Consider the following 25,899-nt stretch of genomic DNA (forward strand, 5'->3'; position numbering starts at 1 on the left):
GTTGGTAATGACTAAGCGAGCCCGTATAGGCGCACCCGCCATGTGCGAATGTAGTTGACTTTCGGGGCGGGAGGCATTGAATTAGACATAGTCAGTTGCTCGGCCTGCAAGTGTCAGGGCAGACCCAACCAACGTCAATCAAGCTGTGTGACCGGGGCGTGACGGCAGTATTCTGTCACATGTGAAATCGGGAACAAGCAGGAGAAGAGTTCGATCCTATGGGACCAGTGGCTGAAAAGACCAGACGGCGCAAGACCACCGCCGAACCCAAAGCCAGACCGCAGAAGGCGCCGCGCGGCAGCGGCACCCCGCGGATCACCGCGTTGGCCGAAAGCGACCTGCTGACGGCCGCGCAACTCATGGCGCGCACCGTGGACTATGTCCGCGGCGAAGCCGGCCTGCCGCCGCTCGGATTGTCCTTCAAGACCACCCCTCCCCTGCTCCAGCACATCTACGAGCAGGAGCCGGATCTGTCCTGGGGGGCCTACGACGGCGACGAACTGGTCGGTTTTGCGGTGTCGCACATGCGCGACCGCCAGTGGCATTCGGCTTACCTGTTTGTCGACCCCGATTATCAGAACAAGGGGCTGGGGACGCAGTTGATGAAGACCGGCCTGGCCGAGGCGGAAAAGCGCGAGGCCTATATCACCTCCACCTGCACCTTCACTTACAACCCCAAGGCGATCGCGCTTTACACCCGTCTGGGGATGTTCCCGCGCAAGAACCTGATGCTGATGGAAGGCCCGCATTGCAAGGACATGGTCTGCCCGCCGCCTCCCGACACGGTCACGCCGAAGATCATTGCCTCGACCAGTCTGCTGGCCGACCTCAATCACATGGACCGCGAGATTCGCGGGATCAACCGTTCGGTCGACCACTGCTACTGGCTGGCCGATGACAGTTACACCGGCTATGTCTTCGAGGCGGGCGGCAATCTGGTCGGCTACGCCTACATCTCCCAGCAGGGATTCATCGCGCCGGTGCTGGCGGTGCGCGACACCTACCTGCCCGACATCATCGTCCATTGCATGCGGCTTTTGAAGGACAACTACGATGTCGCGCCGAAGCTGTGGCTGAACGGCAAAAACTTCGCTTCCCTGCAGCTGCTTTTGAATCACAACTTCCGGATCAAAGAGATCGGCCTGTTGATGACCAACCGGATGTTCTGCGACATGCGGCGCTATCTGCCTTCATCGCTGGCGGTCTTTTAGACCCGTCGACTTTTGCCTTGCCTGACGGGCGGACCTGTTGGTCCGCCCGTTTGCCTTTGCTCCGTTCGGGCGCTTGTAGACGTCCGCCCATAGTTTTGCCCGCCCTCCCTACTGTTGCGGCGGCGAGGCGTTGCTTGCCGTTTGGACAGACGCCTAACCGCCGGTCCCACTGCGATTAGCGTCACGGCGATTGATCTCTCATCGGGCATGGCGTTTGCACAGATACTATCCGCGCCGGCACGCAGGGCGTGACAGTCCGTTCAACTCAATCACAAAGGAGAAACCGCCGATGTTATCGAAACTCCATCGTTCGCAGAGGGGCTTCACCCTGATCGAGCTCATGATCGTGGTGGTCATCATCGGCATTCTGGCCGCGCTGGCGATCCCGCGCTTCATGGCCGCCTCGGCGAAGTCGAAGACCTCCGAGGCCAAGCAGATTCTCAAGCAGATCTATGTCATGCAACAGGCGTATCGCCAGGAGTATGACTCGTACTGGGGCAACGGCGTGACCGCGGACGCTGCCAACGGCAACAACTTCGCGCGCATCGGCGTCAACATCGGCTCGACCGCGCGCTACAGCTACGCGATGACCGCCGCCGCCAACACCTTCTCGTGCACCGCGACGGCCAACATCGACGACGATGCCACGGTCGATACCTGGACGATCGATCAGACCGGGACGTTGCTCAACACCGTGGACGACCCGACCTCGTAATTCGCGTTCAGGTTCCGCAATCAACGGCGCCCCGTGGCCACACGGGGCGCCGTTTGTGTCTTGCTCGCTGGGGTGACAAGGGACGGAAATCCCTCTCCTAGTTGGGGCAGGTCTCAGACCTGCCCCACAATTCCCAATTCTTCACCGCATCACCAAACACCAGACGGCCCAACACCGCCATCCCGAAACCCGGCGGGTCTCAGACTCGCCCCTACGGATTGGAAGTCGCTGAGGTCGAACGCGGGATACGTCCCAAATTGTCATGCCGAGCGCAGCGAAGCATCTGCTTTTGACCGCCTGAGAGAAAAGCTGACCCCCCTCCGCCTGTGGCGGATCGGGATGACAATGTTGGGCCTTGGAATAACGGAGAGGTGGCCGCTGTGAACGCACCCGCCACGGAGTGTCGTTCTCGCCGTAGTACCAGCCCCGGAGGGCCGACAGATCGTAGCCCAGGGCGCAAGCCCTGGGGTGGGACAGGCAAATGACACAAAGCCCCGGAGGGGCGACACAGACACGTTCCATAGCAACGGGGCGGTCCGATGGCCGGACCGCCCCGCGCACCCCAAGACAGCACTCCGTCGAAATCGTTGCGCCCTATCCGGGCTTGACCACGAAATTCAACAACTTCCCCGGCACGTAGATCTGTCGGACCCGCGTACCCGCCAAATGCCCGGCGATCCTGGGATCGGCTTCGGCGGCGCGAACCACATCGGCTTCCGCGGACCCGGTCGTGACCTCAATCTGTCCGCGCAGCTTGCCGTTGACTTGCACTGCAATTGACAGCGTGTCGGCCGGCAGCGCGCGCGGATCCAGCGCCGGCCAGCCGGCCTTGAAGATGCTCGGAGCGAATCCCAACGTTTCCCACCATTCCTCGGCCAGATGCGGCGCCAATGGCGCCAGCAACCGCACGATCGTCGAGGCGCAGGCAGCGCGCAACTCCGGACGCAATTGGTCCCCGGGCGCGGCGGCATTGGTCAACTCCATGACCGCCGAAACGCAGGTGTTCAATTGCATGATCTCAAAGTCGCGGTCATACCGTTGGATGGTCTCATGCAGTTTGCGGTACACGGCCCGCTCACCCTCGCCCAACGTGGCCGGGTCGAAGACCGCATCCACGGTGATCGGGCCGGCGACCGCGGCGCGGGTGTCGCGTACGAGCCGGTCGACTTTCATCAGGAACCGCTCTATGCCGACGATCCCCTCCCCCGACCAGAGCACTTCACGGTCGCCGGGAGTGGCGAAGAACATGGTCAGGCGCGTCGGATCGACCCCATGGCGCTCCATCACGTCGATCGGCGAGACCACATTTCCTTTCGACTTCGACATGACCTCGCCTTTGGCGTCAAGCACCATGCCGTGATTGAACATGATCGTGGCCGGCTCATCGACGGTCAGCCAGCCGATGTCCTTCAGGAATTTGGTGAAGAAGCGGAAGTAGATCAGGTGCCCGGTGGCGTGCGTGATCCCGCCCATGTAATAGTCGATCGGCAACCAGGCGGCCGCCTTGGCCTTGTCAAACGGCGCCTGATCGTTGTGCGGATCGATGTAGCGCAGGAAATACCACGACGAGCACATGAAGGTGTCCATCGTGTCGGGGTCGCGCTGCGCCGGGCGGCCGCACTTTGGGCATGTCACGTTCATAAAGGAAGGCACATCGGCCAGAGGCGAACGTCCCTTGGGCAGATAGTCAATGTCCCCCTGCGGCAACAGCACCGGCAGATCCGACTCCGGCACCGGCACAATGCCGTCCGTTTCGCAATGGATCATCGGGATCGGCGCGCCCCAGTAACGCTGGCGCGAGACCAGCCAGTCGGTCAGGTGGAACTGCACCTTGGCGCGGCCGATGCCTTCCGCTTCCAGCGTGGCGATGACCTTGGCGATCCCCGCCTCGCCGGCCAGGCCATCGAACCGTCCGGAATTGACCATGGTGCCGTAGCCCGGATCGGGCGCGGTCATGGAGGCGGGATCGGGGATCGAGTCCCCGGTGCGGATCACCGGTTTGATTGGCAGACCATAGCGGCGCGCGAAGGCGAAGTCGCGCTCGTCGTGGGCGGGCACACCCATCAGCGCGCCGGTGCCATAGCCGGCGAGCACATAATCGGCGACCCAGAGCGGGACTTGCTCGTGCGTCACCGGGTTGGTGATCTTCACGCCGGTGTCCACGCCCGACTTCTCCCCCGCCGCCATCCGGTCGACATTCAGCTGCGCCGACACCCGGCGGACAAACTCATCGACGGCGGCACGATGGCCGGACGGAATCGCCAGCGTCTTCAAAAGCGGCGCATCCGGCGCGATCGCCATGAAGGTCACGCCGCAGATCGTGTCCGGACGGGTGGTGAAGACCGTGAGCTTGGAGCCATCGGGCAGGCGGAAGTCGACCTCGGCGCCGGTGGACTTGCCGATCCAGTTGCGCTGGAGACTCTTCAGATGGTCCGGCCAGCCGGGCAGTTTATCGAGATCGGCCTGCAGGCGGTCAGCATAGTCGGTGATTTTGATGTACCATTGGGTCAGATCCTTCTTGGTGACCGGATTGCCGCAACGCCAGCAGACACCGCCCGCCGCCTGTTCATTGGCCAGCACGGTGTTGTCGTATTCGCAGTAGTTGACCTGCGAGGCCTTGCGGTAGACCAGGCCATGCTTGTGCAGTTGCAGGAACATCCACTGCGTCCACTTGTAGTAGTCGGGACGGCAGGAGAAGATTTCGCGCGACCAGTCGAAGGAGAGCCCGATTTTCTGCAAGGTCGCCTTCGACTGGGCGATGTTGCCGTAGGTCCACTTCTCCGGATGCAGCCCGCGCTTGATCGCCGCCTGCTCGGCGGGCAGACCGAAGGCGTCCCAGCCGATGGGGTGCAGGACATCGTATCCCTGCATCATGCGCCGGCGGGCGATCGCGTCGGTCATGGTGTAATTGCGGAAATGCCCCATGTGGATGTCGCCGGAGGGATAGGGCAACATCGGCATGACGAAGTATTTCTTGCCCGGACGCGGCAGTTCGGGGGCGCGGTATAGCGCCATCTCATCCCAGCGTTTCTGCCACTTGGCCGCCGGGTCGGCCAGACGGCGCACAGGGGAATCGGTGACGGGCTTGACGTCGCTCATATAGGTCCCATTGGTCCAATTACGGATACAGCCGTCCGAGCGTGCGCGCAAACGGAATGGTTTCGCGCACATGGTCCAGGCCGCAGATCCAGGCTACGGTGCGCTCGAGGCCCAGCCCAAATCCGGCATGCGGTACCGAACCATAGCGGCGCAAATCGAGGTACCACTCGTAGGACTCCTGTGGCAGCCCCTGCTCCTTGATGCGTTCCAGCAGGAGATTGAGGTCATCCTCGCGCTGGGAGCCGCCGATCAATTCGCCGTATCCTTCCGGCCCGAGCAGGTCGTCGCAGAGCACCACCTCGGGACGCTCGGGGTTGCGTTTCATGTAGAAGGCCTTGCACTCGGTCGGCCAGTTGTAGACAAACAGCGGCCGCTCGAAATCCTCCATCAGTTTCTCCTCGTCGGGCGCGCCGAAATCGTTGCCCCACTGGATGGTCATCCCGGCCGCCTGCAGCCGTGCAATCGCCTCGTCGTAGGAGATGCGCGGGAACGGCGCCTGGACTTTCTCCAGACGCGCCACATCGCGTCCCAGTGTTTTGAACTCCGCCTGGCACTTGTCCAGCACCCAGCGCACGATATGGCAGACCAGATCCTCTTGCAATTGCATGTTGGCGTTGGAGTCGTTGAAGGCGACCTCCGGCTCCAGCATCCAGAATTCGTTGAGGTGTTTGCGCGTCTTGGACTTTTCGGCGCGGAAGGTCGGGCCGAAGCAGTAGACCCGTCCGTGCGCCATCGCGGCCGCCTCGACGTACAACTGCCCGGTCTGCGCCAGGTAGGCCTTGCCGAGGTCGAAGTATTCGAGTTCGAACAACGACTGGGCGCTTTCCCCGATTGCGCCGGTCAGGATCGGCGTGTCGATGCAGATGAAACCGCGCTCGTAGAAGAACTGACGGATCGCCATGATAATCTCATTGCGCACGCGCATGATCGCATGCTGACGCGACGAGCGCAGCCAGAGGTGGCGGTTGTCCATCAGGAACGCGGGGCCATGCTCCTTGGGCGTGATCGGGTAGTCGGCGGCAATGGCGATTACCGACAGATCGGTCACGTTCATCTCGAAGCCGCCGGGGGCGCGTTTTTCCTCGCGGATGACGCCGGTCATGACAAACGAGGATTCCTGCGTCAGCTTTTCAAAGGCGGCAAACCCGCTCTCGGCGCATTCGCCCGCCACCAGCACCCCCTGGAGGTACCCGGTGCCGTCGCGCAGGATGGCGAATTTGATCTTGCCGCTGGAGCGTTTCTGGTAGAGCCAGCCGCGCACGGTGACCGTCTGGCCGACATAGTCCTTCAGATTGGCGATGTAGGTGATGGGTGTGGTCATATTCTCCGTCAAGAACGGCCGACACGGCCGCACGTTAGGGTGCCATGGACGGGACTGATGTTCCTCGCCAATTGCCCACCGTGGCCGCCCCGGCCGACAGCGACGCAAACAGACGGGTGCGCCACGACGGGGCGGCATCGGACATCAGGATACGGCGCAATTCGCGCATTGTCATCAGGGTGTGCACATTGACCCGCGGGATGGCGTACCGGTCCCCGGCCGGGCCATTGACCGCAAAGGCGGCGTCGTAGCCGGCCTCACGCGCGGCATCGCGGACCCGTTCATTGTGGCGGCCGAACGGATAGGCCAATTGACGCACCGGCGCGCCGCAGCGATCCTCGATCTCCGCGCGGGAATCGTGCAATTCGGCGCGCAACGCGCGTGGCGAAAGCATGGTCAAATCGCGGTGGCGGCATGTGTGCGAGCCCAGGGTCAACCCCGCCTCCGCCCAACGGCGGGCCTGCTCCCATGTCATCATTGGACGGCGTCGTCCGAGCAGGCGCACATCCCAATCGTCGCTTCGCCCCATCGCGCCGGAAATGATGAAGATGATGGCGTTCCAACCGCGCTCGCTCAACGCCGGGAGCGCCTCGTTACCAATGGAGGCATAGGCGTCGTCGAAGGTGAACAGCACTTCGGGCATCACCTGCAACGGGTCGCGTCCGGCGCGTCCGACAACCCGTCCGGTCTGCGCGACCAGATCGAGCACGCGCCGGAAACGCGCCGGCGAGAGCCGTGTGATCTCCAGCCCGGTGGGCGATTCGACGCGATGGAAATTGAGGACATTCATTGCCGGTGCCTAAGACGAAGCCCCGCTGGAATCAGCGGGGCCTGTCGAATCCTGGTGGAGCTGAGGGGAGTCGAACCCCTGACCTCTTGAATGCCATTCAAGCGCTCTCCCAACTGAGCTACAGCCCCGGGACGGCGCCGAATATAACCAATAACCCCAAGAAAGCAAACACGTTTGCACAAGCGACTTTGGACTTGTATACCGGAGCGTTTCGGTTATCTTTCCGGGCGAGGGCTTTATCCCGGCGAACGGGGCCGGATAATACCACAACTGCAATTCCTCGCCGCCTTCCATCCCGCTATTACCCCGCGCCCGTAGCGGCGAATACTTGATACCAACTGGGAGGGCGTCCGCGCGCTCGTGACCGAGGCCCTGCCTGCGCGTCGGCGCGCGCTTGAAGCGCTTTGTAGCTAGACCGTTGCTCCGCCCTTTCGAAGTCGGGCACGGCTTCCGTGTCGAGGCCATGATATGCACTCGGCAGTTATCGCCTCTGCACGTCCCGGCGCTGACGCAATCGGGCTCATGTCGCCGATCGGCGGGATCAGAGGCGGGGCGCCTCACGAGGTGCAACAATTACCATCCTCGAACACCACATCACCATGGAGGACTCCATGCTGAAACGCACGAACATCGTCATCGTCATGCTTCTGGGAATGTGGTCATCTGCCTTGGCGGCGACGCCCGCTTCGATAACGATTCAAGGGCAGCTGACCGATTCGAGCGGCGTGCCCCTCGCCGCGGGGCAGTACACTGTCGTGTTTCGGATCTTCGACTCGCAGGGCGGCAGCTCGCAAGTCTGGCCGGTCGGGCCAGGAGAAAGCCAGACAATCGTGGTTTTGGACGGCGGTCTGTGGACCGGGGCCCTCGGGGCCGTGTCGCCGTTGTCGGATGCCGTGTTTGCCGAGCCCATCCGTTGGCTGGAGGTGGAAATCGACGGGACGATTTTGCCACGGATTCCTCTCGTCACGGCGCCGTATGCCTTCCGCGTGGCGACCGTTGATGGAGCATCGGGCGGGACCATCACCTCGAAGTTGTCCGTCGGACCGGGGCATACAAACACCGGCGGACACGCGTTCACCGCCGGCGCCAACAACAACGTCTCTGGAATGTGGGCGACCGCTCCCGGAGGATCCGGTAATGATGCGACCGGCGAAGGGGCGGTTGTGGGAGGCGGAACCGACAACACGGCAAGCGCGACACGCGCAACGGTCGCCGGCGGCAGCCTCAACGAGGCGTCCGCCGATCAAAGTTTCATCGGCGGAGGCCAGGTCAATTTTGCCAGCGGCTACGGGGCGGTGGTCGCGGGCGGCATCGGGAATGTCGCCAGCGGCATCGGCGCATCCTCCGGCGGCGGGTCCTCCAACTTCTCCGCGGGGAATTACTCAACGGTCGCCGGCGGATTTGACAACGGGGCCGCCGACTCGGCCGCCATTGGCGGCGGCGCTCGCAACCTGGCCAACGGCATCGGATCGACGATCGGCGGCGGCGGCGGGCCGTTGCTTTCCGATTCCAACATTGCCATCGGAACGTGGGCGACGATCGGCGGCGGACGCGGACACATCGTCAACGGTGACGGTTCCACAATCGCCGGCGGAGAATACAATCAAGCCACCGATGAGGAAGTATTTGTCGGCGGTGGCGCCGATAACATCGCCGATGCCCCCAACGCGGCCATCGCGGGTGGGTCCCGGAACGTCGCGACCGGCACGTTGTCCTACGTCGGCGGCGGCGGATATAACAAAGCACGGGGGAGCCGATCGGTTGTCAGTGGCGGTGGCGGGACACAGCCGCTCGATTCCAATGCCGCCTCCGGGACTGTCGCGGTCATCTCCGGCGGTGCCCGCAACGCGGCGTCCGGAAATTTCAGTGTGATTGGAGGCGGATTCAATAACTCGGCGAATGGGAGCCAGTTTGCGACGATAGGCGGAGGATCCTCCAATGTCTCCGGTGGGCAGTACTCCACCGTCGGTGGCGGCGGTGACAATCGAGCAGTGGGCAGTCTGTCAACGGTTGGCGGTGGCGCATCCAATCGCGCCTATGGCGAAGGAGCGGTCGTGTCAGGGGGTGGAGGGTGGGCCTTTGCCGATTCCAACGTGGCCGGGGGAAATTTTGCCATGGTTCTCGGCGGCGTCCGCAACTACGCCATGGGAAATGGCTCGCTGGCCGCGGGGTACAATGCCCGCGCGCTCCATCATGGAAGTTTTGTCTGGGCGGACTCCAGCGACGGCGCAAGCTTCGCCTCGACCGACGACGACCAGTTCCTCATCCGCGCCGACGGTGGAGTCGGGATCGGCACCAATCAGCCGTATGCGGGGCTGACCATCGCGACCGACTTGGGATTCGAAAACGGCACTACGCCGATCATTTTCATGAATGAAACGGCCTCGGCGAACGCGCGGATGATCCTGTCGCACTCTCCCATCTTCTCTGGCTGGGGGCTGCAGTATCAGGACACGGACGACGAGTTCTTGTTCAAGAAGACAGATCTATTCGGCCAGATTACCACCGAAGTCTTCTCTGTCAACCTCGGAACTGAGCGCGTCGGCATCGGCGTGCAAAACCCGACCCATATACTGCAAGTGGAGCAGTCATCGCCGACCGATCCCATCGCCGATGCGTGGACCGTCTACTCCTCCCGCCGTTGGAAAACCGATGTCCATCCCCTGCCTCATCCGCTGGAAACCATAGCGAGACTCCGCGGAGTCGGTTATCGGTGGAAGACGACCGGGCAGAGCGACATTGGCCTGATTGCCGAGGAAGTCGGTGAAGTGATTCCCCAGATCGTGCAGTACGAAGCCAACGGCGTAGATGCGCAGTCGGTCGACTACGCGCGTCTCGTTGCGCTCCTGATTGAAGGCATCAAGGAGCAGCAGGCGCGAATCGACGCGCTCGAAGCCAAGCTGAACCAGTTGGCACCATAGCGGAGATCGCCGTGCGCCTCCTGATTGTTGCTTCTCTGATGTGGGCTGTCGCGGTGGTGGCCGGATCGGCCGCCGTTCCGGCCAGCATCACTGTGCAGGGTGTGTTGACCGATTCGCTCGGTTCTCCCCTGCCGCCGGGAGTCCGCGCCTTCACTTTTCGCATCTACGATGCGGCCGCAAATGGCAACGAGATCTGGCCGGGCGAGACCGGAGAAATCCAGAGTATCGCCAGCGATGCGAACGGCCGTTGGGTGGCCCTGGTCGGCGCCCTGTCGCCGTTGTCGGATACGGTCTTCGCTGATTCGACGCGCTGGCTCGATGTCACCGTGGACGGCGTCGTTCTTCCCCGTGTGCGCCTGACCACCGGCGCATATGCGTATCGTGTCGCCAGCATTGACGGCGCCCGCGGCGGCACGGTGCGTGGCTGGGTCGGCATCGAGCAGGTCAATCCGACCAGCATGCTTTCGGTCAATGGCTCGTTCGCCACGCGTGTGCGCCAGACGGCCACCAGCACGACGCTTGACGCGCAGGACCAATTCCTGATCGTCACCGCGGGCGGTATCACAATCACCCTCCCGCCGGCGGCCACCTGCCCCGGCCGTCACTACTACATCAAGAGCCGCGTCCCTGGCACCGGTTACCAGATTCCGATCGTGGTCTCGCCCGGGTCGGGGGACACGATTGACGGCGCGAGCGTGCTCAACCTGATCGGCGTCAATCATTCCTGGACGCTGGTCAGCGACGGCACATCGACCTGGCTGATCGTCGATTGAAGGCCCCGCAGGAGTTCAAATGTCGCCGCTCGCGTTGTTAGCGAGGGGAAGCAATCGGCATTCCAACGAGGAGGTTGCCATGCGCACTATGCCCGCACGTTTGGCCATGGCCTTGACGATGGCATTCGTCCTGGCTCAGCCCGCTTTGTCGGCGCCCCCGCAATTGGTGAATTACCAGGGCGAGGTGACCGATGGCGGTGTTCCCGTGGCGGACGGGAACTATTCCATGGAATTCCGCATCTATGCCCTCTCCGTCGGTGGCGTCGCCCTCTGGTCGGAGGCGGTGGCGAATGTGCCGGTGTCCAACGGGCGGTTCAATGTCCTGCTTGGCCAGGGGACCGCTCTTCCCGAAAACGTTTTTGACGGCACGGAGCGCTGGCTCGAGGCGGTCTTTAATGCCGAAGTGCTCGCGCCGCGGGTGCGGTTGGTGACTGTCCCCTACGCGCATCGCATCTCCACCGTCGATGGCGCGACCGGCGGGAGCATCACCGGCGGTGTCGAAATCACCTACACCGACATCGCCTGGGCGCTGGATGTCCAGAACAACGGAACCGGTGGCGGCGGGCATTTTGTCAACAACCTCCCTGCGAACAGCTCCGCCGCGGTCACCGGTGTGCACATCGGCGGCGCGCCGGGCGGATCGTTTGTCAGCGAAGGCGGCACCGGCGTGGAGGGCACCAGCAACGGCGGCGGCTACGGGGTCGCGGGCGTGAGTCTGTACGGCACCGGCGTCTATGGGCAAAGCATTGGCGCCGCTGACAGCGCCAGCGCCATCCATGGTGTCCTGACCAGCCCGACTCCGGGCACTTTCTCCGCCGCAGTCCGTGGCGAGAGCAACGGACTTTTCAGCACAGGCATCGGAGTCTGGGGATCGCATCCGGCGCTGGGGTGGGGTGTGTACGGGACTTCGAACACCGGGCGCGGTGTTTATGGCGAAGCGGTCAGCGGACAGGGGGTGCGCGGATTCAGCGCCTCTGGCACGGGTGTCCACGGCACGACCACGACGGGAACCGGCGTGGTCGGTGAGAACTTCAGTTCGGCAGGCGATGAGTACGGCGTCCATGGGATACTCAACAACGCCTCGGGCGGCGCGTTCTCGGCCGGGGTCCGCGGTGAAAACCGCAGCACCGGCGCGGGCGGGGTCGGTGTCTACGGCTCCCAGGATGGCTCCGGCTGGGGTGTCTACGGCTTCTCGGGCAGCAGCGGGCGCGGAGTCTACGGCAATTGCGCGTCGGGTACCGGGGTCTACGGGAACTCGTCAAGCGGCACTGGTGTCCGCGGTCACTCCGCCAATGGTGTGGCGGCACAATTCACCGGGACACGCGTGGAAGTGCTCGGGGGATCCGATGCCTCCAGCGCCAGCACCACCGACGGCTATTTAATCGTCGGCAACGGCGGCGGGATCAACATCGCCATCGACAACAACGAGATCATCGCGCGCGACAACGGGGCCACGTCGCTTCTGCATCTGCAGGCCGATGGAGGTCAGGTGGGGATCGGCCTGCAGGGGCTGACCGTGCCGGCGGGCTTCATCTTTGCCGTCGACGGCAAGGCGATGATGGAGGAGGTCGAAGTCCAATTGTCGGGGGATTGGCCCGATTACGTGTTCGAGCCGGACTACCACCTGATGCCGTTAGACGATCTGGCCGCACATGTGCGCGCGCTAAAACACCTGCCGGGGATTCCCCCGCAATCCGAAATGCAGTCCGCCCGTCTGCCTGTCGGCGAGATGCAGGTCAAGCTGCTCGAAAAGATCGAAGAACTGACGCTCTACATCCTGCAATTGAAGAATCGTCTCGATAACGCGGAAACTGAGAATATCGCGCTGCGCGAGCGAGTGGCGGCCATCGAGACCGGATACAAGGGAGGCGCCAATGACGACATCCGCCCTTAAGCGATGGTTTGTCGCTCTGACGGCGACGATCGTCGGTATGGCGGCCACCGTCGCGTTCGCCCAGGAGCCGCCGGACCTCGGCGACGATGAAGTTGTCGAGAACGTTATTGGTCGGATCAGCAAGAAACGGGCGCGACAGGGACAGACGCTGACCTTTGAAGTCGTCTCCCCGTCCGCGCCTGATCCCGGGATTCAGTTGATCGCCACGGACCTGCCGCCCGGCGCCTCGTTCACCGACCGCGGGAACGGCTATGGACTGTTCACGTGGACGCCGGTGACCGGTCAGGAGGGCGAGTATGCGCCGGTCATCAGCGAGCGTCCCGCCGGCAAAAGCATCCCGGCCGGAGGCGCGCCCGTCCCCGTCGTTGTCGGCGGTTACCCCCTCTCGCATGGCTGGTATCGCATTCCCTACGGCGACGGCGAACCGATCCGTGTCTCGCGCGACCATGTCACTCACTCGCCTCCCATCAAGGAGGACTGGGTCGCCGTGGGCGGCGGCCCCACGCAGCAGATACCCATCGTGGCCGCGGCCGATGGCCGCATCCGCAGCATCGTCGACGACAACACCAAATGCTGCGCCGACAATGCGAATGATATCAACTGCTCGGCCTGCAACAACTCCGTCTGGATCGAGCACAGCAACGGCGAGTGGACCAAGTATTCGCACTTCCAGACCGGCACCGTCACCAGCCCGTTCGTGGCCAACCTCGACACCAATGACTGCGTCGTGCAGGGGCAGTTGCTGGGTTACGAAGGGCAGATCGGCCACACCAGCGGCAACGACGCCCAGCAGACGATGTGCGCCGAGCCGCTGGTCGACACGACCAAACGCTGCGGCATCCACCTGCACTGGGAGGTGCGGTACAACCAGGATGAGAACTTTCTGCGGGTCCCGATTCTCTGCGGTGTGGATGGATGGATTGCCTTCGCCGGCGACACGATCCTGGCGGCGCAATGCAACGGTTTTGGTTGCGAGACCGACGTGGTGATCGGCAACGGCGTCATCGGCGGGAGCGCCATGACGGTCACCACCGCCGACAATTCGATTACCAGCGAGGGTATCTATACCGGATCGACGAGCACGGCCTATTTCGCAGGCAACCGGATCACCTTGCAGCCCGGGTTTGCGGTCCGGGCAGGGACATACTTTCACGCGATGATCAAGCCGTGCGAGAACAGCCCCAGTGGTTGCCCGCCGGAGTAGCTCAGATGATGGTCGTATTGCGGCCTTTCGCGCGCGTTACCGTGATTGCCAGATTGCGAAAATGAAGTAGATTGTCAGACCCTACCCATCTCGGAGGTGACCAAGTGAAGCGCATTGCAACGACTTTGGGTGTTTTGATCGTCGCGCTGACGGCCGCGACAGCCGCCGCACCAGGCCAGAAGGCCGTGGTCCACGCGCCGTCAACCACAGCCGCCACGACGGCGCAGTCTCCGGAAGAGGCACCTTCCGCGACCGTGGTCCAAGCTGCGGCGTTAAACGGGATGGCCGGCTACGCTATCGACTGGTCCTCAATCAATGGGGGCGGCGCGATCGATGCCGCTTCGCCGAACTACCGGCTGGGAAGTTCCGTCGGCCAATCGGTCGCCGGGGCGGCATCCTCGGCCAATCACCGGATGGGGATCGGATTCTGGTATGGCGCGAACGCCGGCGGCTGCGCCTGCGACTGCCATGGCGACCCGGTCTGCGATGCGGTGATCAGCAACGTGCAGGATGTCGTGGTCACGGTCAACGTCGCCTTCCGCGGCGCGGCTCCGGTGGTCGATCCCAATGGCGCCTGCCCGTATGAGACCACCGATCTGAACTGCGATGGGGCGACCAGCGTCATCGACGTGGTCAAGATCGTCAATGTGGCCTTCCGCGGCGCCAATCCGGCCACCGAGTATTGCAATCCCTGTGCCTGATGCCGTCGGCTGCACGGCCTGTGAGAGTCCCCCTCTCACAGGCCGTGCGACGAATGACTGCCTTGGGATTTCAATCCCGGCGCCAATGCCCGGAAATCACGTCTCTGCCGGGCTGGTTCCGACGGCAGATTTCATCCGGCGACCCTATTCCGGAGGTTGCCAATTCGGGGAGATGTGGTATCTTTAGCCTACTTACCCGCCTCGGAGGTAAGTCGATGAGTCGCAGTGTCCGTTGTCAGACCTCGCCGGTGGACCATGCCGTAACGCATGGGACCGCCGTCCCGGGTTGCACGCCCGGAGAGAAACGTTTGACACCCAGTCTTCCGTTCGCCGCCCGGCCCAGGCTTCCCGTTCCCGCAGGCCATGACAGGGCCCCGCGGCGCATACTGCACTCGTGAGTCTCGAGTGGTAAAGGCCGTGCCGGGCCCGTTACGGCCGGACGACCAGCGTACCGTACCCGTACTGACCATCGAGTTGGCCGGAGTCACCTGATGAGCCTGGCGAATCGGGTTCTTGTCGCAGTGGCGGTCGCTTTGCTTTCGGTGTCCAGCGTGTCGGCAAACACCTACGTGGTGACGCACACCCTCGACGCCGGGATTGGCTCATTGCGCAAGGCGCTCAGCGACGCGAACGCGGTCGCCGGGCCGGACACGATCACGTTCAACATTCCCGGCGCCGGGCCGCATGTGATCGTTCCCGCCACGGCCTATTCCTCGCTCATTGACCGTGTCTACATCAATGGATATTCCCAACCCGGCTCGGCGGTGAACACCCTGGCCGCCGGCAGCAACGCGGTGATCAAAATCGAGATCGACGGATCACTGCTTCCTTCATCCAGCGGGTTCGGGCTCGCGTTTACTTCCGGTTCACTGGGCAGCGATGTCAGAGGACTGGCCATTCACAGTTGCACCCGAAGCGGGATTTTCATTCTGACCGATTCGATCACGGTGCGCGGCTGCTTCATCGGTACTGATGCCACCGGCACAATCGACCGCGGCAACGCCAACTGCGGCGTGCGACTGCACGGCGCCCGCTATTGCACCATCGGCGGCGCCGCGCCGGCGGACCGAAATCTCCTGTCCGGAAACGACGAGGACGGGGTTTGCATGAACTCCGGCACATTCGTCAACCTGCCGACAGGCAACGTGGTGGCCGGCAACATCATCGGTCTGAATGCCGCGGGCAACGCTGCGCTGCCCAACACCCTGCACGGTGTGCGAATGGATTCGACCGTGGATTGCCACGTCGGCGGCGCCGCCGCCGGCGCGGGCAACACGATTTCCGGCAACACCCAGTATGGTGTCTATGTCATCCGCGGCGCATCGGGACTGGCCGGCGGCAACGCCATACGTGGCAACATCATTGGGCTCGATGTCGGCGGCGCCGTTGATCTGGGCAACGGCTCGGCGGGTGTCTACCTCAATGGCGCCGGCGACACCGTGGGCGGCGCGGTCGCCGGCGCGCGCAATGTCATCTCGGGGAACACCTTCGATGGCGTCGAGATTCAGGCCAGCAGCGGCAATGTGATCGAGGGCAACTACATCGGCACCGATATCACCGGGTCACTCGCCCTGGGCAACAGCTACGGGGTGCGTGTCCATGTCCTCTTCACCGGCTCCTCGACGTTAAACCGCATCGGCGGCACGTCGGCCGGTCAGCGCAATGTCATCTCCGGCAATGGCACTGGGATTTTCTTCTCGGCCTCGGGCACGCAGAACAACGACGTGCAGGGCAACTACATCGGCACCGACGCGACCGGAACCGTTGCCCTGCCCAACTCGTCCCATGGCGTGGATGTGCGCGCGCCGAACAACCGGGTCGGCGCCGCCGTCGCCGGCGCCGGTAATGTCATCTCCGGCAACGGCGGCAACGGCATCAATTGCCAGTCGGCATCATTCGGCGCGATTGTGACGATGGCGGGCAATATCATCGGATTGAACGCGGCCGGGAACGCCGCCGTCCCCAATAGCGGCGCCGGCATCCAGATCAGCAATGTGTTCAACTACCGCATCGGCGGCGCCACCGCCGCAGCGCGCAACGTCATCTCTGGAAACGGCTCCCACGGCATCTCGGTCAGCGGCTCGGGAGCCAGCACTACCTACATTCAGGGAAATTACGTTGGAACCGACATCACCGGCTCCGTGGCGATTCCGAACGGCGGCGCGGGAATCCGTGTCTTTGACGCCGGCGCGGTGGTCGGCGGCAGCCTGCCCGGCGAGGGGAATCTCGTGTCGGGGAACGCCGGTGACGGCGTGGTGATGACTACCTCTTCCCTCCCCTCCGTCGGCACCATCATCCGCGGCAACCGCATCGGCACCGACGCCGCCGGCACCGTCGATCTTGGTAATGGCGGCAATGGAGTCTTCATTGGAATCGCCGGGGTCCGGGTGGGCGACACATTGCCGAATGGGCGCAACCTGATTTCCGGCAATGGGCGTCATGGCGTCTACTTCGACTTCTCCGGCAGCGCTTCGACGGTGCTCAACGGCAATCTGATTGGCACCGACGCGTCCGGCCTCTCCGCCATCGCCAACGACAGTTCGGGTGTGTTCGTCGACGCCTCCGACAACATTCTGATCGGCGGCTACCAGACAGCCGACCGCAATCTGATTGCCGGACACCCGCAGTACGGCATCGTCGTTTATGGCGCCGGGGCCCAGAACAACACCATCGCCGGCAACTGGATCGGGCTGTCCGACGACGGCGGCGCATTGAGCAATGGGCTGGGCGGTATTCTGCTTCTGGGCGCGCAGAGCAACACCATCGGCGGAATCGCCTCCGGCGCCAATCGCATCGCTTACAACGGCGGGCCGGGGGTAATCGTCGACAACCTCGGCAGCGACGGGCTCGGGAATCTGATCGTCTACAATGAGATTCGCGATCATAGCCGTCTCGGCATCGATCTGAACTACGATGACGTGACCGCCAACGACTCGGCCGACGCCGACAGCGGGCCGAATCAGTTGCAGAACTACCCGGTCTGCACCCTGGCGACCTACTTCCCCGATGACGACGAACTGCGATTGCGCGGGTTCATCAACACCAACCCCGGCGCCAGTGTGCGGATCGACGTCTACGCCAACGACGCCTGTGACCCGCTCGGCCACGGCGAGGGGCAATACTACCTCGGCTCCTTCAACCTGATCACCGACGCGTCGGGGCTGGCCGACTTCGACACCGTGCTGGTGCCCGGCGCCGGATCGCTGGTCGGGCATGCGGTCACCGCGACCGCCACGCGCTCCTCGAACACCTCGGAGTTCTCGCAGTGTGTCGAGGTCTATGCCGATTCCGACGGCGACGGCTGGGACGACGCCGTCGACAACTGCCGCAAAATCGCCAATCCGCTGCAGGAGGATGCCGACAGCGACGGCAGCGGCGACTCCTGCGATGTCTGCCCATTTGACCCGCTCGATGATGTCGACGCCGACTCCATCTGCGGCGACGCCGACAACTGCCCGACGGTGTACAATCCGGGGCAGGACGACAGCGACAGCGATGGCCAGGGCGATGTCTGCGACCCGTGTCCGTTGGATGCGCTCAACGATGCCGACGCCGATGGGCTCTGCGCCAACGTCGACAACTGCCCGACGGTCTTCAATCCATTGCAGGAGGATTCCGACGCCGATGGCTCAGGCGACTCCTGCGATGTCTGTCCGTTGGATGCGCTCAACGATGCCGACACCGACGGCCACTGCGCCAACCTCGACAACTGTCCGACGGTCTTCAATCCGTTGCAGGAGGATGCGGACAGCGATGGCTCAGGCGACTCCTGCGATGTCTGCCCGCTGGATGCGCTTAACGACGCCGACGCCGACGGCCACTGCGCCAACATCGACAACTGTCCGACGGTCTTCAATCCGTTGCAGGAAGACACCGACAACGACGGCACAGGCGACTCCTGCGATGTCTGCCCGCTGGATGCGCTCAATGATGCCGACGCCGACGGGCGCTGCGCCAACCTCGACAATTGCCCGACGGTGTTCAATCCGTTGCAGGAGGATGCCGACGGCGACGGCCAGGGCGACGCCTGCGACGTCTGCCCGCTGGATCCGCTCAACGACGCCGACGCCGATGGGCGCTGCGCGGACGTCGACAATTGCCCGGCGGCGTTCAACCCCGTGCAGGAGGATGTCGACGGCGACGCGGTCGGCGACGCGTGCGATCTGTGCCCGCTGGATCCCAACAACGATCAGGACGGCGACGGTATCTGCGCCAACCTCGACAACTGTCCGACTGCCGCCAACCCCTTGCAGGACGATGCGGATGGCGACGGGCTCGGCGATCCGTGCGACCCCTGCCCGCTGGATCCGCTCAATGATGCCGACGGCGACGGCATCTGCGGCAATGTCGACAACTGCCCGGCGATCGCCAACAGCCCGCAGACCGACGCCGACAACGACGGCATCGGCGATGTCTGCGATCAATGTCCGATGGATGCGCAGAATGACATCGACGGCGACGGGGTCTGCGGCGATTTCGACAACTGCCCCACCACGCCCAACTCGATGCAAGCGGATGTCGACACCGACGGAATCGGCGATCTCTGCGACAACTGCCCGACGGTGGCCAATCCCTCGCAGCAAGACTCAAACGGCAACGGCGTCGGCGACGCCTGCGAGTGCGCCTGCAATTGCCATGGCGACCCGGGCGGCTGCGACGGGGTCTACAGTATTCTGGATGTGGTGCACACGGCCAATGTCGCCTTCCGCGGTGGCGCGGCGATGCCGGACCCGAATCCGAGTTGCCCCTATGAAATGACCGACTACGATTGCAGCGGCACGACCACGGTGCTGGACGTGGTGCGAATTGTCAATGTCGCCTTCCGGGGCGGCAGTCCAGCAAGCGAGATCTGCGACCCCTGCCCGTAGGCGGCGCGACCGCGTGGGGCAAAAAAACGGCCGCGAGCAAGTCGCGGCCGTTTCGGTTCCCGTCCTCCGTGACGGAGCGACGGTCGGTGTTGTGAAGGGGCGCCTTCTGCGAGGCGCGTGTCCCTTCCCGGGTGGTGGAAGGGATTCGGGTTTCCGACGGCGTTGCCTCACCGTGACGGGGATGAGGCCCGTCACCAACGCCGCCGTCGACCGTTCACATCACCAAGCTCCTCCTGCGCAAAGTCTAGCGTTGCGCGTCGTCGTCATCGACGACCGGCGCGCTCACTTCCTCATGAATGCTGGCCGCAACCAAAAGCCAGTTCGTTGGTCCGGCGATGGTGATCGCCTCCCAGCGCACCGGTCCGACGCCGCGGGCAAAATCGGCGGTCCAGCCGAAATCGGTGCAGTCGATCCAGCCGCCGCCAATCTCGCGCGCGCCGTCGAAACGGCCCGCCGGGGTGTTGACCACGGCGTAGTCGTCGAGCAGTTGCAGTGACTGCAGGCAGTCGCTGAATTCCTCCGGCAGCGGCCAGCGCTGGCCGACGGCCGCGTCAAAGTGCAGGTACAGGTTGCCCGGACCGCCGGGAAACGCCGACCAGAACAGATTGCCTTCCGTGTCGCGCCGCACCCAGCCGCCGTCGCCGGAAAATCCCGGCCAGGTGGTGCGCACGTGGTAGTAGGTGCGTCCCGCAACCTTGGTGCGCGCGTCGATCAAGACCGTGTCGCGTCCCAGCGGCTGTGTCGATTCGTTGTAGGCGGCAGTGTAACGATCGAAAAACCAGCGATTGCCAACCGACAGCGGGAAGTAAGACTCCCCGGCCGGCACCACATCGACTGCATGCTGGTTGCATCCGGCGAGGAGGAGTGTCAGCGCGAGATAGAAGTAACGTTTCAACGACATGTTCTGCCTCTCCCTGCTGCGTTTACCGATGAGAGGCGGGGTTTATTCCCCTGTCCCGGAGGGCGATTTGGCGAAGGGCCGTAACGTATTTGTGCACAATGCGTTGCAGCCCCCCAACCGTCATTCCAAGGTCGGTGACCTTCGGCGCAGCCGAGGGACGCTGACCGTGGAATCTTTGTTCCCCCCGACCGCGACAACAAAGATTCCAGGCCCGCAGAGAGCGCGGGCCTGGAATGACGGGTACTTGCCGAAAACGACGGCGGCGGGCCTCGGACCCGCCACTACACTTCGTCGCGACCCAATGTAGGGGCGGGTGAGACCTGCCCTTGCCCGCTTTCAGCCCTTGGCGCTACTGCTTCGGGGTAGGCAGGCGTTTGCGCATGCTCTGGTAACGATCCTGATACTTGGGCAGATTGTCGACGGAGCGCGGCATCGCGGCAATCTGCGCATCGATCCTCGCCAGACGCTCCTGCGTGTCCGGATGAGTGGACGTCAGCGATTCGAACACGCTGCGCTGCCCGTCATCGCCGGAGAGTGCGGCCAGTTTCTTGAACATGGTGCGCGCGCCATCGGGGTTGTAGCCGGCTTCCTTCATGTAATGGACGCCATATTCATCGGCTTCGAGTTCATGCCCACGGCCGTAGCCGGTCAGCCCCAGTCCGAGCACAATCCCCGCCACCTGTCCCCAGGCGCCCTCGGAGCGCTCGCCAAGGACGATCTGCAAAAGGACCGATGCGCCCAGCGCGGTCTGCAGGTGCTTGACCGAGTGACGTCCCACCACATGCGAGATTTCATGCGCCATCACCGCGGCCAGCTCGGCCTCATCCTCCATCATGTTGAGGATACCGGTGTAGAAGTAGACATACCCGCCGGGGGTAGCAAAGGCGTTGATCTGATCCGACTCGATCACCGCGAAGTGGTATTCGATCTCCTGACGGTCGCAGACCTTCACGATCCGTTGGCCGACGTCGGCCAGGTAGCGTTGCCAGGCGGAATCGGGGAGCAGCTTTTCGGTCGAGCGGACTTCCGCGTCGACCTGCTGACCGATCTCCACTTCCTGCGCATCGGAGATGAGGATCAATGATTGTTTCCCCCCGGGACCGGTCGTGACGCAGGTGGCGGTCAGGGAGGTGGCCAGGAGTCCCGCGATGAGCAGCAGACGTTTCATGGATGGAATATGATACACGCTCGGGGTATCGGCGCCACGGAATAATCGTCGATGACGGCGGTTGGAGCGAGCCCTACGGCAGCATTCTTACGCGGGGATGCGACGGCGGCAGCGCTTTGTGGGCTGCACAAAGCTCACGTCTCGATGCGCTTGTCGAACCACTCGCCGATCATCGGAATGTGGAATTCCTTGCCCTGCACGGCGTGGTAGATGCCGCCGATCAGCGAAGCCAGACAGAAGAAGACGACCGTCACCCAGAAGTACTCGGAGAGTTTCGGAATCAGAAACAGCCCGGCCAGAAGCTCCAGAAAAGTGAGCACCAGCCCCTGCTTGCCATGCTTGACGGCGAAGGCGTTGTCGCGGTAACGGACCAGCGCGACAAAGCAGCCGAAGGGCACATAGGCGAGGATGGCCGCGCCCTTCCCCTCATCTATTTCCTGCTCGCGCTCGTAGCGCTCCTCGAACGCCTCGAAGGTGTCCTTCTCGGGATCGAGGGGTTCGACGGCGGGCGGACGGTCATCGCCGAAGAGGTTTAGATTCAAGCGCAGCGGGCGGGATTCCTGGTCGTCCATGGCGTTGGCCCCCGGGATTGGTGGCAATAATACCCTGCGTCGCCGATGACGGCAATCACTGTTTATGTCGGCAAATGCGGCCGGCGGTGCACCGCCGTGACGCAAGCAAAACGGGCGGGCCCCCGCAAGGCCCGCCCGCTTAAGATCGGTGTCGCCACTTAGAGTTTGGCCGGATCGAGCATGCCGCGCTCCAGCAGCATCTGCTTGGCGGTGTTGATGCTGGCGGCGTCCTTGGGATAGTCCTTCGTCAGGCGGTCATACAGCTCCTGCGCCTTGGCGGTGTCGCTGCCGGCGATGGCGCAGCGGATGGCGCGGCGCAGATAGTCGGTGGCGGCGAAGCCATCCTTGTCGGCATCGACGGCGCGCAGGAATTTTTCCAGCGCCTCGGCGTAGAATCCCGCCTGCTCATCGACCGCCGCCATCCCCGCGTACGCGGCGGCCACCAGCATCGGGTCGTCGCCGTAGTCGTCGATGTAGCGCTGATAATTGACACGCGCGTCATCGAAGGCCCGCTGGCGGAACTGGAGCTGGGCCAATTGGAAGCAGCCGGCCCCGGCGACATCGGCGCCGGAGTGCTCGGCGAGGAGTTTCTGCAGTTGCGCGATCGCGGCGGTCGGGTTGCCCGAGCGCATCTCCACGCCGGCCTGGCCGAAGAGTTTGCGCGCCTCAAGCCGCTCCGAGGACTGCCACGCGAAAAAGCCCCAGATGGCGGCCACGACGACAACCAGGCCGCCGACCACCAGGAGGGCCATGCGCATGTTGTTTTCCAGCCACTCGCGCGCGGAAAACATCGCCGTGGTGAACGCGTCCTGCTTCAGTTCGTGTTTGGTCAGCCGTCGTTGGGCGTGCGTCGTCGCCATTTCCCTGAGCCTTTCTCCAGAACGGGCCGCAAACCCGCCCAGACTAACAAATTTAACCCTTTTTGCGCCGAACGCGCAAACTGAAATCGGGCTCCCCTAATGCTGCATCGTCGCCTGTGGCCCCGGGCTTGAATCCGGCCAGGAGGGCCCCGATGGCCTCGCATTCTGCCAGCGCCCGCGTCTGGAAGCTGGCCCGGCGGGTGTGCGGCCGACTCGGGGCATCAACGGCCAGCCAGAGGGCGATGACCACATTGTACGGCACCCAGTACGCCAGCCCTTCGTTAATGAGCTGTCGCACCCGGTCTTCCCCTCTACCCGCCGCATAGGCCGTCAGAAAGGCCCGCACAGACCGTGGGCTGAGGAAACGGGGACGGTCCCCCCAACTGCGCACAAAGGGCGAAAGGAAGCAGAACAAATCCACTGTCGGCTGGCTGATCAGCGCCCAGTCCCAGTCGATCAGCCAGGCCCGTTGCGGCCCGACCAGGACATTGGCAGCGACCAGATCATTGTGCACCAACGCCGGTCGTGCGCGCAAAGGGCCTGCCTCATGCAGGCGCGCGCGCGCGGTATCGGCGGCTTGACGCAGGACGGCAGAGAGCCGTCCGGATGCCGTGTGGAGTGAGTAGTAATCCAAGCGCTGACGGAGCAGTTCCGGCAGATCGACACGCGGCGCGGCAATCGGCTTCGTCGGCAGGGGCAGGGCATGGAGACGCGCCAGGCACTCGGCCACGGCGACCGTATCGCGCGATGGATTCAGGTGCCGCCCCGGCAACCAGCCGAAGGCCTCCAGCCAGCCATCGAAATGGGGATCCTTGATGCGGAGACTGCCATGGAATCCCGGCCCGATTCCCCCCTGCGCCACATGCCGCCAGAGGGCTTCGCGTCGGCGACGGACTGCGGCGGTCTGCCGGGATGTCGCCGCCGCGGCGCGGAACGCGTAAACGCCGGACCTCGTGGTGACCCGCCAGACCAGATGGTGAGTGCCATACTCAACCGGGCGGATCCCGACGGGACCGCCCAGCGACAGCGATCGGCAGGCTGCGCCGATGTGGGGTGTCAGGCGGGCTCTCAAAGCACGACGGCTCCGGGCCGGAAACGGCCCGGAGCCATGCGCGATCATCGGCTCGAATGCGCTCACACGGCAAATCAGAAATAGCCGGTGAAATTCACAAAGAGGCGTACCCGCGTCTGGTCCTGATTGCGCGTATAGCCGCCCCAGGCGAAGGTCTTCCGCTTGTCCCAGCGGTCCACCGTGACATTCGGATCAGTGCTCAGGCAATTGGGACAGCGCTGGACCGAGAAGAGTTGGCCCGACTCCTCGTAGGAGAAGGTCGTGAATTCCATCGCGGCATCCAGACGCACCTGCGACCAGTGCAGACCCGAACCGATCGAGAAGGTCCAGGCATTGATCTGGCTGCCGGTGCCGCGCGAGAAGCTGTTGGTTGAGTAGTACGGGAATTCGACCGACTTGCCCGAATCGAGGCGCTGGTCAAAGTAGATGTCGGTGCCGGTCGGATCGCCCAGGAGCATGGGGTCGTTGCGCACACCCAGCCGGACGGGCACCACACCCCATGGCGTCTCCCTCTTGTACTCGATGCCGACACGGACCTGATGCAGATTGTACCAGGCCACCGGCACCTCCTCGAAGGCGGAGTTTGGTTCCGACGGGCTTTCCTGGAAACGGTAGTTCGAGACCCCGTCCTTTTCGTACTCGTCATCGGCGTTAAAACCGCGATACTGGTAGTCGGCGGCCAAAAGCAGGTTGTCCTTCAGTTTGTAGGAGCCGCCAAGGCCGACCGCCAACGGCATGTCGACTTCGCGCTCGGTGCCGTGCAGCGGGCCATACACCTGGCGCGAGAACTCCGGGATCTGGTTGTGCTCGCTGCGACGCACCCCGAAGTAGTCGACCGACTGCGTGAGCGTGAAGGCCGGAGTGACGACGATGCCGGCGCTCCATTTCTCGGCGCGGTAGAGCGCGCTGATCGTCGCCTGCAGACCGGAGTAGTCGAGGTCGGCGGAGTTGATCCAGCTAGTGCGCTGGTTGTAGGCAGCGGTGTCGCGGGTCGAGTCGATGTCGGTGACCAGGAATTCATGGCCGTCGCCGGTCATGATCGTCAGCGACGCGCCGATCGAGAGGCGCCGGTAGATGGTGGTGCCAAAAGCGGCGCCGGCGGCGGCCAGATTGCCGCTCATCCCATAGTCGGCAAAAAACGGCGACCCGAGGACCGTGTCGACGTCGGCGGCGAAAAACCCGCGCGCATAGACATCCTGCACGCGGTTGTAGAAGACGCTGACGACAAACTCCTTTTCCATGACGGACAGAGGGGAGATAAATGACGCCGCGGTCATGTTGGAGAGGTTGTCCTTGGCGTCACTGGCGAACCTGGACTGGTTGGCCGGTCCATACTCCAGATCGAGCGCCGTGTGCGCGTAGGAATAGTTGAGGGCCAAAAGCACGCCCTCGTTGTAGACCAACCCGGCGGGGTTCCACGAGCCGGCGTAGGCATCGTCGGAAACGCCCAGATAGGCGCCGCCCATGCCGCGTGCGCGCGCGCCGCCGCCGAGGAAGTTCCAATTTTGGAAGGAGTTGCCGTTGACGCCCTGCGCCCCGGCGGGTGCGGTGAACAACACTATTAATCCGACGGCCACGAGGGCCGCAAAACCCGTTCGCCACGTCATCGTCTCGTGTCCTTCCCTACGGCTTCATCCTGTTGGCCGTGCCTCGAAATGAAAGTCCCCTCCCCGGGACCATCGGGACGCCGGTTTAGGGCGCAAGGTGCGCCAAGTTATTCTCGCGCAAACTGATTGTCAACCGTCTAATCGAATACCGCCCGCAACCGCCGCGATTCCCGTCCGGCCACGGACAGTGCATTTACCGCCGAGCTTCTCCCTTATTCCATA

General features: G+C 63.6%; 17 protein-coding genes and 1 tRNA gene. 8 read left to right on the forward strand and 10 right to left on the reverse strand.

Annotated features, from left to right (window positions below; translation table 11 throughout):
• Positions 1 to 218: 218 nt before the first annotated feature.
• Together VNN55_01040 and VNN55_01045 are read left to right on the forward strand one after the other, a co-directional pair.
• Entirely contained in the window at positions 219 to 1,211 is a 993-nt protein-coding gene (locus VNN55_01040) for a GNAT family N-acetyltransferase (GenBank protein ID HWO56131.1), read from the forward strand.
• Positions 1,212 to 1,500: 289 nt separating this feature from the next.
• On the forward strand, positions 1,501 to 1,926 hold the full coding sequence (locus VNN55_01045; protein ID HWO56132.1) for a prepilin-type N-terminal cleavage/methylation domain-containing protein: 426 nt from the start codon (positions 1,501 to 1,503) through the stop codon (positions 1,924 to 1,926).
• Between the two features lie 594 nt (positions 1,927 to 2,520).
• Here the strand turns inward: VNN55_01045 and leuS are convergent.
• The 4 genes from leuS to VNN55_01065 all read right to left on the reverse strand — a co-directional run bounded on the left by leuS (position 2,521) and on the right by VNN55_01065 (position 7,264).
• Positions 2,521 to 5,025 carry a leucine--tRNA ligase gene (leuS, locus tag VNN55_01050; GenBank protein ID HWO56133.1) on the reverse strand — a complete coding sequence of 835 codons (2,505 nt, stop codon included), beginning with the start codon at positions 5,023 to 5,025 and terminating at the stop codon, positions 2,521 to 2,523.
• A 19-nt stretch (positions 5,026 to 5,044) separates the two neighbouring features.
• Positions 5,045 to 6,346 carry an asparagine--tRNA ligase gene (gene asnS, locus VNN55_01055; protein HWO56134.1) on the reverse strand — a complete coding sequence of 434 codons (1,302 nt, stop codon included), beginning with the start codon at positions 6,344 to 6,346 and terminating at the stop codon, positions 5,045 to 5,047.
• Positions 6,347 to 6,380: 34 nt separating this feature from the next.
• The gene (locus VNN55_01060; protein ID HWO56135.1) at positions 6,381 to 7,136 is read right to left on the reverse strand and encodes a polysaccharide deacetylase family protein; all 756 of its coding nucleotides are present in this window, start codon (positions 7,134 to 7,136) and stop codon (positions 6,381 to 6,383) included.
• Between the two features lie 52 nt (positions 7,137 to 7,188).
• Positions 7,189 to 7,264, reverse strand: a tRNA-Ala gene (locus VNN55_01065).
• A gap of 483 nt (positions 7,265 to 7,747) precedes the next feature.
• On the opposite strand from VNN55_01065, the gene VNN55_01070 reads away from it, so the two are divergent.
• From VNN55_01070 to VNN55_01095, 6 genes are all read left to right on the forward strand, one after another.
• Positions 7,748 to 10,057 carry a tail fiber domain-containing protein gene (locus VNN55_01070; protein ID HWO56136.1) on the forward strand — a complete coding sequence of 770 codons (2,310 nt, stop codon included), beginning with the start codon at positions 7,748 to 7,750 and terminating at the stop codon, positions 10,055 to 10,057.
• A gap of 11 nt (positions 10,058 to 10,068) precedes the next feature.
• The gene (locus VNN55_01075; protein ID HWO56137.1) at positions 10,069 to 10,830 is read left to right on the forward strand and encodes a hypothetical protein; all 762 of its coding nucleotides are present in this window, start codon (positions 10,069 to 10,071) and stop codon (positions 10,828 to 10,830) included.
• Positions 10,831 to 10,909: 79 nt separating this feature from the next.
• Entirely contained in the window at positions 10,910 to 12,724 is a 1,815-nt protein-coding gene (locus tag VNN55_01080) for a hypothetical protein (GenBank protein HWO56138.1), read from the forward strand.
• Positions 12,705 to 13,928 carry a M23 family metallopeptidase gene (locus VNN55_01085; GenBank protein HWO56139.1) on the forward strand — a complete coding sequence of 408 codons (1,224 nt, stop codon included), beginning with the start codon at positions 12,705 to 12,707 and terminating at the stop codon, positions 13,926 to 13,928. Before VNN55_01080 ends, VNN55_01085 begins: the two co-directional genes overlap by 20 nt.
• A 104-nt stretch (positions 13,929 to 14,032) precedes the next feature.
• Positions 14,033 to 14,629 (forward strand): hypothetical protein, encoded by a 597-nt coding sequence (locus VNN55_01090; GenBank protein ID HWO56140.1) that lies wholly within the window; start codon positions 14,033 to 14,035, stop codon positions 14,627 to 14,629.
• 491 nt (positions 14,630 to 15,120) lie between these two features.
• A complete protein-coding gene (locus tag VNN55_01095; GenBank protein ID HWO56141.1) occupies positions 15,121 to 19,497 on the forward strand; it encodes a thrombospondin type 3 repeat-containing protein in 4,377 nt (1,458 codons plus the stop codon).
• 244 nt (positions 19,498 to 19,741) lie between these two features.
• Here the strand turns inward: VNN55_01095 and VNN55_01100 are convergent, their stop codons facing one another.
• The 6 genes from VNN55_01100 to VNN55_01125 form a co-directional block, all read right to left on the reverse strand.
• Entirely contained in the window at positions 19,742 to 20,398 is a 657-nt protein-coding gene (locus VNN55_01100) for a hypothetical protein (GenBank protein ID HWO56142.1), read from the reverse strand.
• Positions 20,399 to 20,747: 349 nt separating this feature from the next.
• Positions 20,748 to 21,566 (reverse strand): M48 family metallopeptidase, encoded by an 819-nt coding sequence (locus VNN55_01105; GenBank protein HWO56143.1) that lies wholly within the window; start codon positions 21,564 to 21,566, stop codon positions 20,748 to 20,750.
• Between the two features lie 134 nt (positions 21,567 to 21,700).
• Positions 21,701 to 22,138, reverse strand: coding sequence for a hypothetical protein (locus VNN55_01110; GenBank protein ID HWO56144.1), 438 nt, complete (start codon positions 22,136 to 22,138; stop codon positions 21,701 to 21,703).
• 158 nt (positions 22,139 to 22,296) lie between these two features.
• Entirely contained in the window at positions 22,297 to 22,998 is a 702-nt protein-coding gene (locus VNN55_01115; protein HWO56145.1) for a tetratricopeptide repeat protein, read from the reverse strand.
• Positions 22,999 to 23,050: 52 nt separating this feature from the next.
• Entirely contained in the window at positions 23,051 to 24,136 is a 1,086-nt protein-coding gene (locus tag VNN55_01120; protein ID HWO56146.1) for an aminoglycoside phosphotransferase family protein, read from the reverse strand.
• 8 nt (positions 24,137 to 24,144) lie between these two features.
• Complete coding sequence (locus VNN55_01125; protein ID HWO56147.1) at positions 24,145 to 25,677, reverse strand: hypothetical protein; 1,533 nt, start codon at positions 25,675 to 25,677, stop codon at positions 24,145 to 24,147.
• Between the last annotated feature and the right edge of the window lie 222 nt (positions 25,678 to 25,899).

Source organism: bacterium (assembly GCA_035559435.1).
Classification (GTDB): domain Bacteria; phylum Zixibacteria; class MSB-5A5; order WJJR01; family WJJR01; genus JACQFV01.